Source organism: Streptococcus sp. 121 (assembly GCF_016458205.1).
Lineage (GTDB): Bacteria > Bacillota > Bacilli > Lactobacillales > Streptococcaceae > Streptococcus.
Window position 1 is genome coordinate 15,065 of record NZ_JAEMED010000003.1, and the last position, 17,122, is coordinate 32,186.

6 protein-coding genes are annotated in these 17,122 nt (G+C 44.5%); all 6 read right to left on the reverse strand.

Going from position 1 to position 17,122, the window contains the following annotated elements; genetic code table 11:
• Nucleotides 1-497: 497 nt before the first annotated feature.
• Nucleotides 498-12,212: a mucin-binding protein gene (locus tag JEQ21_RS00880; RefSeq protein ID WP_199363579.1), complete on the reverse strand. Its 11,715-nt coding sequence runs from the start codon at nt 12,210-12,212 to the stop codon at nt 498-500.
• A gap of 504 nt (nt 12,213-12,716) precedes the next feature.
• The gene (gene gltX, locus JEQ21_RS00885; RefSeq protein ID WP_199363580.1) at nt 12,717-14,180 is read right to left on the reverse strand and encodes a glutamate--tRNA ligase; all 1,464 of its coding nucleotides are present in this window, start codon (nt 14,178-14,180) and stop codon (nt 12,717-12,719) included.
• Nucleotides 14,181-14,224: 44 nt separating this feature from the next.
• Nucleotides 14,225-14,497, reverse strand: coding sequence for a hypothetical protein (locus JEQ21_RS00890; protein WP_196091255.1), 273 nt, complete (start codon nt 14,495-14,497; stop codon nt 14,225-14,227).
• Nucleotides 14,498-14,612: 115 nt separating this feature from the next.
• Complete coding sequence (gene ispF, locus JEQ21_RS00895) at nt 14,613-15,104, reverse strand: 2-C-methyl-D-erythritol 2,4-cyclodiphosphate synthase (protein ID WP_199363581.1); 492 nt, start codon at nt 15,102-15,104, stop codon at nt 14,613-14,615.
• A complete protein-coding gene (ispD, locus tag JEQ21_RS00900) occupies nt 15,101-15,757 on the reverse strand; it encodes a 2-C-methyl-D-erythritol 4-phosphate cytidylyltransferase (protein WP_199363582.1) in 657 nt (218 codons plus the stop codon). The genes ispF and ispD overlap by 4 nt, the downstream gene beginning before the upstream one ends.
• Complete coding sequence (gene radA, locus JEQ21_RS00905; protein WP_196091258.1) at nt 15,754-17,115, reverse strand: DNA repair protein RadA; 1,362 nt, start codon at nt 17,113-17,115, stop codon at nt 15,754-15,756. Before radA ends, ispD begins: the two co-directional genes overlap by 4 nt.
• Nucleotides 17,116-17,122 lie beyond the last annotated feature (7 nt).

Consider the following 17,122-nt stretch of genomic DNA (forward strand, 5'->3'; position numbering starts at 1 on the left):
AAACATGTCGTGCCTTGATCCCATTTCTTCGGTTTTTAGGTCGCAATTTTATCCAACTTGTTCTTAGGACATCCTTCAATTTTCACAATGTATCATATTATATTTTAGTTCAAAATCCGCAAAAAGTCCATTGCTTTCTCTACCTTTTTCCTTGGGAAATTTATACTGAACTAATTTCAAAATCAGAATACTCACGGAATTTCAAAAAATGACGAGGATAGCCGATGATGGTAGTTCAACAGGTCTGGGAGACCTGTTGAATATTATCGCTAAAGCGTGCAAGGCACGCAATCAAAGGGGTTCGGCGAGGAGGATTAACACATTCAGTTTTGAAATGGAATGAGCATCAGATTTTGAAATCCAATGAGAATTACAATTCTTGAACCGCAAAAAACCCCTCCAAAAGGAGGGGTAGGGAAACCAAATTTCATTCATACAAGGGTGATCTCCCTCTTACTCATACATGTTGATACTCTTATCTAGTATGTACCTACCGACTATTCTTCGTCTTTGCGACGACGTCCGACAATTCCAAATCCTGCAAGAAGACCTAGAATTCCGAGAGCTGTTGCGCCAGCTGCATCTTCAGTACCAGTTTCAGGAAGTGCTTCCGCTGGTGCTTCAGGTTGAACTGGAGTTACAGGTTCTGGTTTAGGTTCCGGTTTCGGTTCTGGCTTAGGCTCTGGTTTAGGCTCAGGTTTTGGTTCTGGCTTAGGTTCTGGCTTAGGCTCAGGTTTTGGAACCTCAACATAAGGGATTGGAGTTGGTTTAGTTGGATCTTTTGGTACAGGAGGAATATAACCCTTAGTTGGATCGTTTGGATCAACTGGTTTCAATGGTTCTCTTGTATCTGGATCAACTGGTACCAAACCAGGAACGTGTGGAATAGCTGGTTGACTTGGATCCGTTGGTGGAACAAGTTTACCTGGATCTGTTGGATCGTTGGTATATGGTACTTCAGTCCATGGTTTGTCCGGAGTTACACCTGGAGGGAACTCTGGGACATAGTTAGAGATTGGAGCGTAAATAACTTGATCTAGGATATCTGCTGAATCAGCTGTAATTCCTGTGTGTGCTCCCGCCTCAACTTGTGATGGATCTACAAGGATGAAGCCTTTATAAACTGGAGTCTTGTAGCTTTCGAATGAAGTGCCGTCTTGTGCTACCCAATCACCAAGTGTCGTTTCACCAGTTACCAGATTGATGGTTCCCTCACGACGGAAGCGGAGAGTGTCACGATGCATTGGTACTTCAGATGCTGGAATCTCTTTCAAGCTTCCATCTTCTGCACGTACATAGTAACGAACCTCACGGTTAACTTCCTCAGTCAATTTAAGGATGTCTTCCTTATCTGGATCTGGGTAATTTGGTGTATTTGGATCTGTTGGATCAACTGGCTTGTTAGGATTTACAGGTTTTTCAGGTGTTACAGGGATGATCTTCGCTTTGAGGTCTACGTAGTAAACATCAACGCCATCTTGACCATCGAAGTGTGTGCCTGAAACGAAGCCATCTCTCACAAGTTCGTAACCAAGTTTCACATACTTCACAATTGTGTCAGCAGTAGAGTAGTTAATAACTTGTGATGAAGTACCTTCCATAACAGCTGAGCTCTCAAGTTCACGGACAACTGTTGTGCCATCTTGTTTCACTTCGCGGTAGATAATTTGTGCTTTATCGATACGTGCGTAAGGAATTACAGTTGGTTTAGTTGGATCCTCTGGAACAGGAGGGATATAACCCTTAGTTGGGTCATTTGGATCAACTGGCTGCAATGGAATTTGCGGTTCAAATCCTGGTACATAAGGAATGTTTGGTTGAGCTGGATCTGTTGGAGGAACAATCTTACCTGGATCTGTTGGATCGTTGGTGTATGGCACCTCTGTCCATGGTTTCTCTGGTAGATCCGCAGGGAAATCTGGGATATAGTTAGCAAGTTTCACATACACAACTTCATCGTGGATGTCAGCTGATGTAGCGGTGATTCCTGTGTGAGCACCCTTCATTGCATCTGCAGCATTAGCAAGGATATGACCTTTATAAACTGGAGATGCATAATCTTGGAAGGATGTGCCGTCTAGAGCAACCCACTCACCAAGAGTGTTTTCGCCTGTTACAAGGTTAACAGTTCCTTCACGACGGAAGCGGAGAGTGTCTTCCTTAGTTGCAATTTCCATTTCTGGAATCTTCGTAAGGTTTCCATTCGCATCGCGAACATAGTATTTAACGTCACGATTTACTTCCTCAGTCAACTTCACAATATCAGGGTTTTCAATTGGAGGGTAGACTGGTGAATCTGGATCTGTTGGATCTGTTGGTTTGTTTGGCTCTTGTGGTTTTTCAGGTGTTACAGGAATGATCAATTCTTTCAAGTCAACGTAGTAAACTGCGCTATCTTGAGTGAAGCGAGTACCTGATACAAAACCATCTTTCACAAGTGCATAACCAAGGCGTTTGTATTTCGTAATAGTGTCTGCTGTTGAGTAATTGATGAGATCATCGATTGCTCCTTCGAGAACTGCTGATGTCTCAAGCTCACGAACAACAGTTGTTCCATCTTGGCCTACGACACGGTAAACAACTTGTGCAGAAGACATGTTGCGTACATATGGAATCTTCGTATCATCTGTAGGAGTTGTTGGAACTGGAGGGATGTAACCCTTGCTTGGATCTTGTGGATCCACTGGTTTCAATGGTTCATTGGTTCCTGGATCTACTGGTGTCAAACCTGGTACATATGGAATGGCAGGTTGTTGTGGATCAGTAGGAGGAACAATGCTTCCAGGATTCGTTGGATCTGTTACATACGGTACTTCTGTCCAAGGGTTAGTTGGAGTTACGCCTGGAGGAAACTCTGGAACATAGTTACCAACTGGAACGTAGATAACTTGATCATGGATATCTGCTGATGTTGCAGTGATTCCATTATGAGCTCCGGCTTGAAGTTGAGCCGCATTTTCCAAGATGTATCCTGGAACAGATGGGGATGTGTAAGAACCAAATGCTGAACCATCTACAGCCACCCAGTTTTGGAGGGTAGTTGCACCTGTTGCCAAGTTGATGGTACCTTCACGACGGAAGCGAAGTGTATCTGACTTCATGGCTGCCTGTTCAGGCGTCATTTCAGTCAAGCTACCATCTTTACCACGGATGTAGTAACGAACGGTACGAACAACTTCTTCTTCCAATTTGAAGATATCTGTGCTTGGCTCTACGCTAGGATCCGTTGGTTTTTCTGGATCTGGGTAGTTTGGTGTTGTTGGATCAGTTGGATCTGGATTCTTAGGCAATTCTGGTGTCTCTGGATCAACCGGTTTATTTGGTGTAACTGGTTTTTCTGGAGTTACCGGGATAACAATGGCCTTCACATCAACGTAGAAGGTATCAATACCATCTTGACCGTCGAATTTAGTACCTGGAACAAAGCCATCTTTCACAAGAGTGTAGCCTTTGAGGTAAAGCTCTTTCAAAGTAGCTGCTGTTGAGTACTGAATTTCTTGACCTTCTTCACCATTGATAATATCTGACTTAGCCAATTCCGCATTAACAACATTACCCGCTTCATCTACAAGACGGTAAATGATTTGAGCTTTGTCTTCCACAGCATTCTTGATGTATGGAATCTTCGTATCTGTTGTTGGTGTTGTCGGAACCGGAGGGACATAACCCTTGTTTGGATCTTGTGGATCCACTGGTTTCAATGGTTCATTGGTTCCTGGATCAACTGGGATCAAGCCTGGCACATATGGAATTGCCGGTTGACTTGGGTCTGTTGGTGGAACAATGTCTGTTGGTTTATTTGGATCAGTGACATACGGAACTTCAGTCCATGGATTAGTTGGAGTTACGCCTGGAGGGAATTCTGGAACATATTTACCAACTGGTACGTAGATAACTTGATCATGAATATCCTCAGAATCAGCAGAGATACCATTATGGGCACCAGCCTGAAGTTGAGAAGCGTTTTCCAAGATGTAACCAGGGATTGAAGGTGATGTGTAAGCTCCAAATGCTGAACCATCTACAGCTACCCAGTTTTGGAGAGTCGTTGCTCCAGTTGCCAAGTTGATCGTTCCTTGACGACGGAAACGAAGTGTATCTGACTTCATCTCAACAAGATTTGCTGGCAATTCAGTCAATTGTCCGTCTGTACCACGTACATAGTAACGAACGGTACGTACCACTTCTTCCTCAAGTTTGAAGATGTCTGTGCTTGGCTCTACATTAGGATCCTTCGGTTTTTCTGGATCCGGGTAGTTTGGTGTTGTTGGATCTGTTGGATCTGGATTCTTAGGAAGTTCCGGAACTTTGTCTGGATCAACTGGTTTATCAGGTGTTACCGGCGTTTCTGGAGTTACCGGGATCACAATGGCTTTGACATCTACATAGTAAGTGTCTACTCCATCTTGTCCATCATACTTCGTACCAGCTGCAAATCCATCTTTCACAAGAGTATAGCCTTGAAGGTAAAGCTCTTTCAGAGTTGCTGCTGTTGAGTACTTGATTTCCTCTCCTTCTTTACCAACGATAAGTCCTGAATCACGGAGTGATGGGTTGATAATCTCACCAGCTTCGTTCACTTCACGATAGATAATGCGTGCTTGATCTTCTTTCACTTCAGAATCTGGTTTCTTCACATAAGGAATCTCCGTATCTGTAGTTGGAGAAGTTGGAACTGGCGGAACATAACCTTTACCAGGATTCTCAGGATCAACTGGTTTCAACGGCTCATTTGTTTCCGGATCAACTGGTGTCAAACCTGGAACATAAGGAATTGCAGGTTGTTGTGGATCAGTTGGAGGAACAATTGTAGCTGGGTTGGTAGGATCTGTTGTATATGGTACTTCTGACCATGGATCTGTTGGTGTTGAACCTTCTGGGAACTTAGGCACATAGTTACCAACTGGTACGTAGATAACTTGGTCGTGGATATCCTCAGAATCTGCACCGATACCGTTATGAGCTCCAGCTTGGATTTGCGCTGCATTTTCCAAGATGTAGCCTGCTACAGATGGCGATGTGTAAGAACCAAAGGCAGATCCGTCAAGAGCTACCCAGTTTTGTAGGGTGGTTTCACCAGTTGCTAGGTTGATGGTTCCTTCACGACGGAAGCGGAGAGTATCAGACTTCATAGCTGCCTGTTCAGGCGTCATTTCAGTCAATTGACCATCTTTACCACGGATGTAGTAACGAACTGTCCGCAAGACTTCATCTTCCAAACGCAAGATATCTGTTTTATCAGGGGTTGGATAGTTTGGAGTCGTTGGATCCGTTGGATCTGGGTTCTTAGGTAGATCAGGTGTATCTGGATCAACCGGTTTGTTTGGATCAACTGGTTTTTCTGGAGTAACTGGGATAATAATCGCGGTCACATCAACGTAGTAGGTGTCAATATCATCTTGACCGTTGAAGGTCAAACCTTCACGGTATTTCGCCCCTGCAACAGTAGAGTTGGTTGAAAGGGTGTAACCTTTGAGGTACAAGTCTTTCAAGGTCTCCGTTGTAGAGTAAGTAATGCGGGCACCTTCTTTACCGTTAATGATTCCAGATGTTGCAATCTGTTCATTTACGATGGTGGTTCCATCAGCAGATACGACACGGTAGATTACCTGTGCACGATCGTCTTTGGCATCTGGATCAACTGGTTTATCTTGTTCAATATATGGGATTGTGGTTTCCACACCTGGATCAGTTGGTGCAGGTGGGATGTAACCCTTACTTGGATCAGTTGGATCCACTGGTTGCAATGGAGATCCATCCGTTGGGTTTGTTGGAACAAAGCCTTCAACGAAAGGAATCCGTTGAGTTTCATCCGTAGGCGGAACAATCTTGCTTGGATCAGTTGGATCGTTCACGTAAGGAACTTCTGTCCAAGGATTAGTTGGGGTAGAACCATCAGGGAATTTCGGAACATATCGAGAAATTGGTTTGTAGACAACGATATCGAGATAATCTTCATCTGTTGCACCAACATTCGTATGAGCTCCAGCTTCTTTCTGATCAGCATTGACAAGGACATATCCTGTTACGACAGGGGAAGTCTTATTCTCAAAGCTGTTTCCAGGAGTAGCAGTCCAATCGCCAAGGGTTGTTGCACCTGTTACCAAGTTGATGGTTCCCTCACGACGGAAGTTGAGTGTATCCACAACTTCAGCAGCTACCGCATTCCCATCTTGGTCCACGTATCGGATAGTCCGCTTCACTTCCTCTGTCAACTTCAGAGCTTCTTCTTTGTCTGGAGTTGGGTAAACAGGAGGATTTGGATCTTCAGGATCTGGGTAACCAGGTGTCTTAGGATCAACTGGTTTTTCAGGTTCAATAGGATTTTCCGGAGTAATTGGAATGATGATTGGAGTCAAGTCAACAAAGTAGTTTGTCACTGTACCTGGCTCACCACTGAAGGTTGCTCCAGTTGGGTAACCGTTGTTTACAAGTTGGTAACCTTGCGCATGGTATTTAGCCACGATGGTTGACACTTGATCTTGGGTATAAGGAACAGCCTCACCCTGGTTACCAGTCAATTGACCGGAAGCTTCCAATTGTTTAACGACGGTTGCTCCGTCAGCTGTCACCTCACGGTAAACGATTTGAACAGCGATCTTCTCTGGATCTGGGTTCTTCGCATAGTAGACTTTATCAACAATATTCTCGCTTGCATTGGTAATACCAGTGTGAGCTCCGAATTGAGATTGTGATGTATCTACCAAGTGGTAGCCTGGAATTGCTGGAGATGTCCGGTTGGTAAACTCAGCAGTTGCTGGTTGCCAGCCTTCTTCGTTCCAAACAACTTCACCAGTTACAAGGTTGACAACACCTTCACGACGGAAGCTTACTGTATCAGAAACTTCTCCGCTAAGGACAGCTTCTGTACCTTGCTCGAGATATTGGATGGTACGGGTAACATCTTTCAACATCTTGCTTGGATCTTTCGAATCTGGGTCCGTTGGATCTGGATAATTTGGTGAATCCGGATCGTTCGGATCAACTGGGTTATTTGGATCAACTGGTTTTTCAGGTGTAACCGGAGTCAATTTGGCTTTCAAGGTTACATAGTAAGTATCTGTACCCTTGGTTCCGTCGAAGGTTGCCCCACGTGGGAATCCGTCATTGACAAGTTCATAGCCGAGTTTCTTGTACTTGGCGATAGTTTCAGCGGTTGCATAACCTGTTCCATTTGGACCGATGATTTCGCCCTTCTTACCTTTGAACTCATCTGAACGTTCCAATTCACGAATAACAGTGCGTCCATCTTGCTCTACGTATTGGTAGATAATGACAGCAGCATCAATCCGTGCATATGGAATCTCAGTTACTTGAGTTGGATCGGTTGGTGAAGGAGGAATGTAGCCTTTAGTTGGATCATTTGGATCAACTGGTTGAAGTGGAATTGTAGGCTCAAATTCAGGGATGTAAGGAATCACCTGAGTTGGGTCTGTTGGTGGTACCAACTTGGTTGGATCGGTTGGATCTTCCTTATACGGTACCTCACTCCATGGGTTATTTGGTTTATCCTCATCTGGAACATCTGGGAAGGATGGAACGTACTTGGCAATTGGAACATAAACAACGCGATCTGTAATATCTGGATCAGTAGCGTTAATGCCTGTGTGTTCCCCTTCTTCTTTCTGATTAGCATCTTTCAAGATGTAGCCTGGGATAACTGGAGAAGCAACATTGCTAAAGCTGTTTCCATCCTTAGCAACCCATTCATTAAGGGTTGTTTCACCTGTAGCCAAGTTAATAGTACCGGTACGTTCGAAGGTCAAAGTATCAACAACATCAGTCGAAAGTACTTTTCCAGATTCATCAACATATTGAATCGTCCGTTTGACTTCTTCTGTCAAGGTCTGAATAGCTGGATCTGTTGGATCTGGATAATTTGGCGTAGTTGGATCTGTTGGATCTGGATTCTTAGGAAGTTCCGGAACTTTATCTGGATCCACTGGTTGATCAGGAGTTACCGGAGTTGTTGGTGTTACAGGGATAATAATTGCTGTGACATCGACATAGTAAGTATCCACATCATCTTGTCCGTTGAAGGTTAAACCAGCGCGGTAATGACGATCTACATCCACGCTTGAATTGGTTGAAAGTGTATACCCTTTGAGGTAGAGTGCTTTCAAGTCTTCCGTTGTAGAGTACGTAATTGCCTCACCCGCATTACCTGGAATTTCAGCAGATTCTGCAATGTTAGGATTTACAACTGCATTTCCTGCTGCGTTCACAACACGGTAGATGATCTTAGCCTTGTCTGCAAGAGACTTGTAAGGAATCTTAGTTTCCACACCTGGATCTGTTGGTGCAGGTGGAATGTAACCCTTCTTAGGATCTGTTGGATCTACAGGTTGCAATGGTTGTCCATCTGCAGGATTTGTTGGCACAAAGTTTTCCACATAAGGGATAATTTGTGTTTCATCCGTTGGTGGAACAATCTTGCTTGGATCTGTCGGATCATTTACATACGGAACCTCTGTCCATGGGTTCGTTGGTGTAGAACCATCTGGGAATTCAGGAACGTAACGAGAGATTGGTTTATAGACAACATTATCAACGATATCATTATCTGTCGCATTAATTCCATCATGTGCCCCTTCTTCTTTCTGATTAGGGTCTACAAGAATGTAACCTTTAACCACAGGAGAAGGCTTATCAGCAAAACTAGTTCCATTTTCAGGCGTCCAATCACCTAAAGTAGTCTCACCAGTCACCAAGTTAATGGTTCCTTCACGGCGGAACTTAAGCGTATCCTCTACATCAGAAGCAAGAGGATTACCAGACTGATCTACATACTTAATGGTACGTTTGACTTCTTCTGTTAATTTCTTAACTTCTTCATTATCCGGTGTTGGATAATTTGGTGTATTTGGATCCGTTGGATCTACTGGATTATTTGGATCCACTGGATTCTCAGGTGTGATCGGAATAATCCGAGGTTTCAAGTCGACATTAAAGACTTGTTGCCCGTTTTCTCCATCAAACGTTGGTAGAGCTGCGCCATTACGCTCGAATTGCTTAGTTGTTTCGTTATAAGTATAGCCTGTATATCCATCAACCACCAATTCATAACCTTGCTTCTTGTAGGCATTCAATTGCGCAAGAACTTGATCTGCTGTGTAAGGAATTGTCTCACCAGCACTTCCAGCAAGGTTTTCTGACTCAGACAGTACAATCGGGTTAGCAGCATTGGCTACGTTCCGATAAACAACCTTGGCGGTGTCCGTCATTTCAAAGACAACTTTAGTTACCCAGTTTTCTGGAACCCCTGTGTTGGTCATATTTGACCAGAAGGTATCGCTAACCACATCACGACCGCTTGCATCTTTGGTCAGAATCTTCTCTTCAAATCCATCTTTAGTCAAGACCGCATGAACGCTTTCCCCTTGACCACGTTGATTCACAAGAGATTGCAAGTTAGGTACATTAGATTCTGTAATGGTTGCAACATAGCCTGCCAAACTCTTATTGACTGTTGAATAAGGATCTTTCGTTTGACTATCTGTTGTCGTTTTCCAGCCGGAATCGGAAGTAGCTGAGTAAGGAATCTTATTGTACTCCTGAAGGAAAACGTCTCCCCCAGTAATGGTGGTATTTGCAAAACGTTGCTTCAAGACTTCCGTATCCAAACGGAGGTTCATATTCCGTTCCCAATCAGAAGTCTCTGTTACAGAGTTCGCCTCGTTGGCAAAAACTTCAGAAATTGGCACAACAGAACCGTCAGCCTTCTTCACATAATACTCAATCGTGTTTGTGTGTTTCGCAAGCGGATTGATCTTCGTACCGTTTGCAACCCAAACGCTGTGTGAGTTTTGCGTGGTTAAGTCAATATCATAGGAACGATCTTGGCTACTTTCTGGTTCAACAGGTCGTATACCGCCTCTTGAATTCGCCAATGGAATAGATGGACTGGAACCTGTAATGTCAGTTGGTCCACCAAAACCTTGGATATCAACATCCCCTTGTTTGACATCAATCCAGACACCATTTTGCTTCTGTGCATCTGTTTGAAGTGGAGCTTTGTGAGTTCCTTCATTCCGAGCGTAAACGGTATAGGTCTCTGCATTCACAGCTGAATCCAAGACAAATTCCATCTTGGTCCCTGGGACATTTCCATAAATCAGGTTAGGTGTACCAGCTGTCGGAGGATTAAATCCTTGAGGGGTTGAGTTCGGTAGTTTCCCGTTTGGATCTTCAATTTGATTTCCAAGAGGTGTCGTATAGCGCTGCAAGCTGAAGTAAAGCGGCGTATCAACACGGAAAACAACATTTTTAGTTGCTCCAAGAGGAACCGAAATCAACTCAGCATAGTGGTTTCTATTATCATCCCGGATATCTACCACTGTACCCTGCTTCACATTGAAGAGTGGTTGTGTTGCAGAACCCTCACGTGAATCGAGGGAAATCAGGTCATCGTAATCATTTCCGATATTTCGACTTCCGTTTCGGTTTTTCGCTACGACGATAAACTTCGCATAGTCATCAACAGTGATGGTACCAGCATTATTAACACCGATGTAGTTATAACCATCATAGGAACCAGACGGCGCTCCATTTCCATTATAGGGAGCCTTGCCATCGGATGTAAAGCTATTATACGAATGCTTTCCAAAAACAATGTGGGAGTCATCCCCAAGATCCATAGCTACACCACGACCAGTATTGTTGAAAACAACATTCGATTGTTGGCCAGTTGTAAAAGTAGCATTGTGACCTGTAATAATGGAATCACGACCTGTAAAGGTTGCCTTACCTTCTTTACCAATAGAGATGGTTGCAGAAGAGTTGGCTAATTTACTTGTATTTCCAGCACCGTAACCACCATAGCGATCCGCATCCGTCTCATTTCCACCTGGACGTTTAACACCGATCGAAATCGCTTGACCAATGGACGAGTTAATGTTTAAGGTTGAGGCTTCACCCGTCTTCACAGTACCGGTCAATGGCATGTAGATAGCAGCATCATGGTAGCGAGATTTAGCTGAAGTATCGTTTGACTGATTCATGTTGATGGTCAAACTACCCTTATCCTTCACTTCAACAGTTGCGCTGTTTGGAAGACTAATCGCGTCACCTGAAGCGGTACGATTTACTGTAAATGTAGCATCTTCATCAACAACCACTGCACGAACATCGTGGATATTGGCTGGACGGCGATTGTTCCGACCATTTTGATCGGTGTAGTTTGCTCTTTCTCCCTGCCATGCAGTATTCATTTGAACATACTGAGTTCCACCAGCTAAAGAAGTATAGCTGTCTGACAGGCTAGACGTTGTATTTCCCTTGATGACCACAGTCGTTTGTGGACCAGCACCAAAGAGAACACCTTCACTCTTTACATCTTCAAAGGTCACCGTTGATGAACGGTTTTGACTAAGATCAATTGGACCATTTGAGTTGGCAGAATAAACATTCAAGTTACTAAAGAGGATATCTCCGACAGCACTTGAAGTTGGTTTAATAGAGTATGAACGGAAATCAATCGCACTATTGGCACCATCACCATAGATATTTATAGCACGATTCGCAATTGCTAGGGACAAAGTCCGGTCAACAGCTTTTGTCTTCGCATTTGTCGCTTCAGATGAACCATTACCATTGGTGATACCATTCACAGTGTTCGGAGCAAAAATTTGTCCTTGTACCTTGATATCTGTAACGCTAGCGTTGGATAGAGCAGCCACAAATTGGTCCCAATTTGTAACAGTTGTTGCTGTTGTTGGAGCAGTTGCAGCTCGGAAGGCACTGTTCATCATTGCCTGTGGACGAGCTACGTCAGTCTCCTTGCTTCCTGTTGCTGATTCTGCTTTTTTTTCTTCATCAGACTTCGTTTCAGCAGCAGTAGCCGTATTTTCAGCTACTGTAGTTGCCTCTTCTGAAGATGACGAAGAACTTGACGTAGAAGCTTCAGCTGAAGCAGTAGACATTTCGGAACTTGCAGACCTTACTACTGTTGCGTCACTTGTTACTACAGCAGGTTCTGCATTGTAAGTAGACGTGTCTGAAGCAGCTTCCAAAGAGACATCCGAAGATGAACCAGTCGAAGCCGAGCTGTTGCTTTCATCAGACTCAGAGGTGGCCGTTTCCTCTGCTTGTACATTCTGCCCAGTAAAGAGCATTGTTCCAAGCAAGACAGACGCAGCACCAAAAGAATATTTCCGAATGGAAAACCTCTGGACTGATCGATCAAACATGTGTTTCTTCATGTCGTCTTTCATTCTCCTTTTTTATTATTAACCTAGCACACGAAACCAAGATTACGAATACTATAGGCTGTATTATGATAACATTTCATAGCATTATTGTAAAGGAATTCGAGGCGCTATTTTTGTGATTTATATTACAAAAATACCCTATATAACAAGGTTTACCCTTCACAATCTCTTTAACCGGATAATTGGTTATATTAGTTAAAGGGTGTTTAATAAAAAAAAAAAAAAAAACCACCAATATTTTGGTTTAGTTGTTTGGTCTGATTTTTTAGACAAACTGTCCAAAAAAAAGAGACTGGAATCATTCATCCAATCTCTATCAATAACTAGAAAAAAACTAGTGTAGTCTTTTAGTTTACTTTTAGTACAAGGCAGCGAGTCGTAGACAGCTCAAAATCTCTAGGGGAGATTTTGAGCTTGCTGAAACACTTTCGAAGAAAGTTTCAAATAAGTACATAAGTACAGCAAGACGAGCTAACAAAGTAACAAAAGATAAGCTAAAAGGGGATATCACAACCTATTCAAGGCAGCTTCTATATGCTTCGAGGACTTATCTTTCCCCAAAAGGAAAATGGTATTTGGCAAATCTGGGCCATGCATCTCACCAGACACCGCCACACGAATTGGCATAAAGAGATTTTTCCCTTTAACACCTGTTTCTTTTTGAACTTCCTTGATCAACGGAGCAATCTGGTCTACTTGGAAATCTTCCTCAGACAAATCCGCTAGTTTCTGACGGAAGGTTGACAAAACAAGAGGAACAGTCTCACCTGCTAATACCTCAGCTGCTTCCTCCGTAAGCGTTGGGAAGTCACCAAAGAAGAGATCTGTCAGAGGCACAATGTCCTCTGCCGCAGTCAATTGCGGTTGGTAAAGGGAAACCATCTCCGCAGCCTTATCCGTCCAACGACCAGCTTCCTCTAAGAATGGTTTGGTCAAAGCTAAAACAGTTTCCAAGTTAGCCTTCTTGAAGTATTCATTACTCATCCAGTCCAGCTTCTTCTGATCAAAGGCTGCAGGGGACTTGCTGAGACGGGCTTCATCAAACAAGTTCACTAATTCTGCCTGACTAAAGATTTCTTCCTCCCCACCTGGGTTCCAGCCAAGAAGAGCGATAAAGTTAAAGACGGCTTCTGGCAAATACCCTTTTTTGCGATACTCTTCAATAAATTGAAGAGTATTGGTGTCCCGTTTAGAAAGTTTCTTGCCAGTTTCACTGTTGATGATCAAGGTCATGTGGCCAAAACTTGGCGCTTCCCAACCTAGGGCTTCGTAGACCATCAATTGTTTTGGCGTGTTCGCAATGTGGTCATCGCCACGGATAACGTGTGAAATCTCCATCAAGTGGTCATCAACAACCACCGCAAAGTTATAAGTTGGGTAGCCGTCGCGTTTCTGGATAACCCAGTCACCACCAATGTTTCCCCCTTCAAACTCAATCTCACCCTTAACCATGTCTACCCACTTGTAGATATGGTCTTCTTTTACGGCTAAACGAACGGTTGGCTGGATACCAGCTGCTCTCCGCTCAGCAATATAAGTCGCTTTCTCGTCTTCAGTCATCCCTAAGAATTCATTGATATAACGAGGTGTTTCACCAGCTGCTTCTTGGCGTTCTCGTTCTGCGGCCAATTCTTCCTCTGTTACATAAGACTTATATGCCAAACCAGCTTCTAACAATTGATCGATGTAGGTTTGGTAAATTTCCAACCGTTCTGACTGGCGGTAAGGACCAAAGTCACCCGGATTTACCGGACTTTCATCCCAATCCATACCCAACCAGGCTAAGTTTTCCAACTGTGAACGCTCCCCGTCTTCCACATGGCGCTTGCGGTCGGTATCCTCAATTCGGATCACAAAATCACCGCCATGGTGGCGAGCAAATAAGTAGTTAAAGAGCGCTGTCCGCGCATTTCCAATATGCAAAAGTCCTGTTGGACTTGGTGCATAACGCACCCGAATCTTGTTTGTCACAATCCTATCCTCATTTAATCTTTTTTTGAAATTATACCACAAGTCTAGGGATTCAAAAACTGGTCTGGGTCAATCTCCCACTCTCCAAAAATCCCCGGTTCCAAGACCCAATTCCGTCGAGCCTGCAAGTGCTCAACCGGCTCTTGAGCCAAAAGCAGGTTGGTCGCCTTATCTTCTATAGCTAGGAAGCGCAGCTGCCGATTGGCCGCATAGCCTCCTAAATCTGCAGCGATTTCGTAAACATAGACCTGCTCAGGATCCACACTGTCAATAAAATCCAATAATTGATCTTCTATATAGTTGCGATCACTCACCATCCCCTACTCCTCGTAATATAAGTTTAGCGGGTTATTAAAACCCAGTTTGGACAATAATTGTATCATTGCTTGACTATTGCAATGTTTCCCAGAACAATAGAGTTATGGAAAAGACTCATGGTTGTTTCTTACCTTCCTTTACCAAAAGAAGCACTGCCTGAGCAGCCATCCCTTCTTCACGTCCCACAAATCCTAGTTTCTCCGTTGTGGTTGCCTTGAGATTCACAGCTTGCTCCTCCATGTGGAGCAGGTCTGCAATCCTTTTTTTCATAGCTGGCAAATGCGGTGCCATTTTGGGTCGCTCAGCCAAAATGGTCGCATCGATATTGCCAACGCGATAGCCTTCTTTTTTCATTTCTTCATATACGGAAGCCAAAATTTTAGTAGAAGCAATACCTTCCAATTCGGGATTGGTGTCGGGAAAGGCATGACCGATATCTCCACGTCCGAGCGCTCCGATAAGGGCGTCGGTAATGGCATGAAGGAGAACATCCGCATCGGAATGCCCCTTGAGCCCACGCTCAAAGGGCAAGTGAACGCCCCCCACAATCAAGGAACGGCCTTCTACCAGCTCATGCACATCATAGCCTTGGCCAATTCGGATCATTTGAAACTTTCCTTTCTAAGGACTTGCCCTAAAATGAGGTCTTCTGGCGTTGTCATCTTCACATTCCAGTAAGAACCCGGAACCAGCCCCACCTTGACAGAGCTAAAAGTCTCCACGAGACTCGCATCATCCGTCCCCAAATAACCTGCCTGCAGAGCCTTCTTATGCACTTCCGCTAATAAAGCAGCTTCAAAAAATTGCGGCGTCTGAGCCGCCATCAAGCGCTCCCGTGGCACCGTTTGCTGAACACATCCAGCTTGCACTTCTTTAATGGTATCCTTAACAGGCACTGCCAGAATAGAATTAGGCTGACCCTTGAGGTCCTGGAGCTGGTCCGAACTGATGAAAGGGCGGGCTCCGTCATGAACCATAACCCAATCTGCGTCCACATGGGCCAAACCCAACCGCACTGAATCCTGACGTTCCGGTCCGCCCGTAACAAAAAGGACCTGTGGAGATAGATAATCCTCAAAGGCTGGTCTGTCCTCAGGACGGCCAACTAGCAAAATACGCTGGCAATCCGGATCCGCCTGAAAGACCTGCATGCTGTAAACAAAGATGGCTTGCCCGTCTAACTCTAAAAGAATTTTATTCCGGTCAGCCCCCATCCGGCGGCCTGAACCAGCCACCAGTAAAATGACATCATACTTCATCCAAACACCTTCTGCAAGACTTCTGAAATGCGGGTCACACCAATTACTTCAATTCCTTGGGGAAGTTTAACGCCCTGAAGGGAATTCTGAGGAACATAGACTTTTTTAAACCCTAATTTAGCAGCTTCTTGAATCCGCTGTTCCACGCGGTTAACCCGGCGGATTTCTCCTGTCAAGCCAATTTCTCCGATAAAGGCTTCATCTGGCTGTGTCGGTAAATCCTTGTAAGAGGAGGCAATCGCTACCGCAACCGCCAAGTCAATAGCCGGCTCATCTAGCTTAACCCCACCAGCTGACTTGAGATAGGCATCCTGGTTCTGCAAGAGTAAACCGGCCCGTTTCTCTAAAACGGCCATGATGAGACTGGCCCGATTAAAATCAAGACCCGTTGTGGTTCGCTTCGCATTCCCAAACATTGTTGGCGTCACCAAGGCCTGAACCTCCGCCAAAATGGGCCGAGTTCCTTCCATGGTTACCACAATAGAGGAACCAGTAGCCCCGTCCAAGCGTTCTTCTAAGAAAACCTGACTGGGATTTTGCACTTCCACCAAGCCTTCCGACTGCATCTCAAAAATCCCAATTTCATTGGTTGATCCAAAACGGTTTTTAACAGCCCGCAAAATTCGGAAAGTATGTTGGCGCTCCCCTTCAAAATAAAGAACCGTATCCACCATATGTTCCAAGGTTCGGGGACCTGCAAGCGTTCCCTCCTTGGTCATATGTCCAACAATGAAGGTTGCAATTTTATTGGTTTTGGCCAACTGCATCAGCTGATTGGTCACTTCCCGTACTTGACTGACAGAACCTTGGACGCTGGAGATATCTGGCGATAGGATTGTCTGAATCGAATCGATAATCAGATAGTCCGGTTTCAAACGCTCAACCTCTGTCCGAATACTATCCATATTGGTTTCAGCATAGAGATAGAAGTCTGAATCAGGATCCCCCAAACGCTCAGCCCGTAACTTGATTTGTTCAGCAGATTCTTCTCCACTAACGTAGAGAACGGTCCCCAGTTGTGCCAATTGGGTCGAAACTTGCAGGAGCAAGGTGGATTTCCCTATCCCCGGATCTCCCCCGATCAAGACTAGACTACCCGGAACCACCCCGCCACCAAGGACGCGGTTGAATTCTTCTAAGCCTGTCTTTGTCCGGGATACGTCGATGGAGGTCACCTGATTGAGTTTCATCGGTCTAGCCTTTTCACCCGTCAGACTCACGCGCGCATGCTTGACCTCAGCCTGTTCAATTTCTTCCACAAAAGAGGACCAAGCCCCACAATTTGGACAGCGGCCCATGTATTTTGGGGAGTGGTAATCACAGTTTTGACAAATAAAGGTTGATTTTTTCTTAGCCATGGGAACT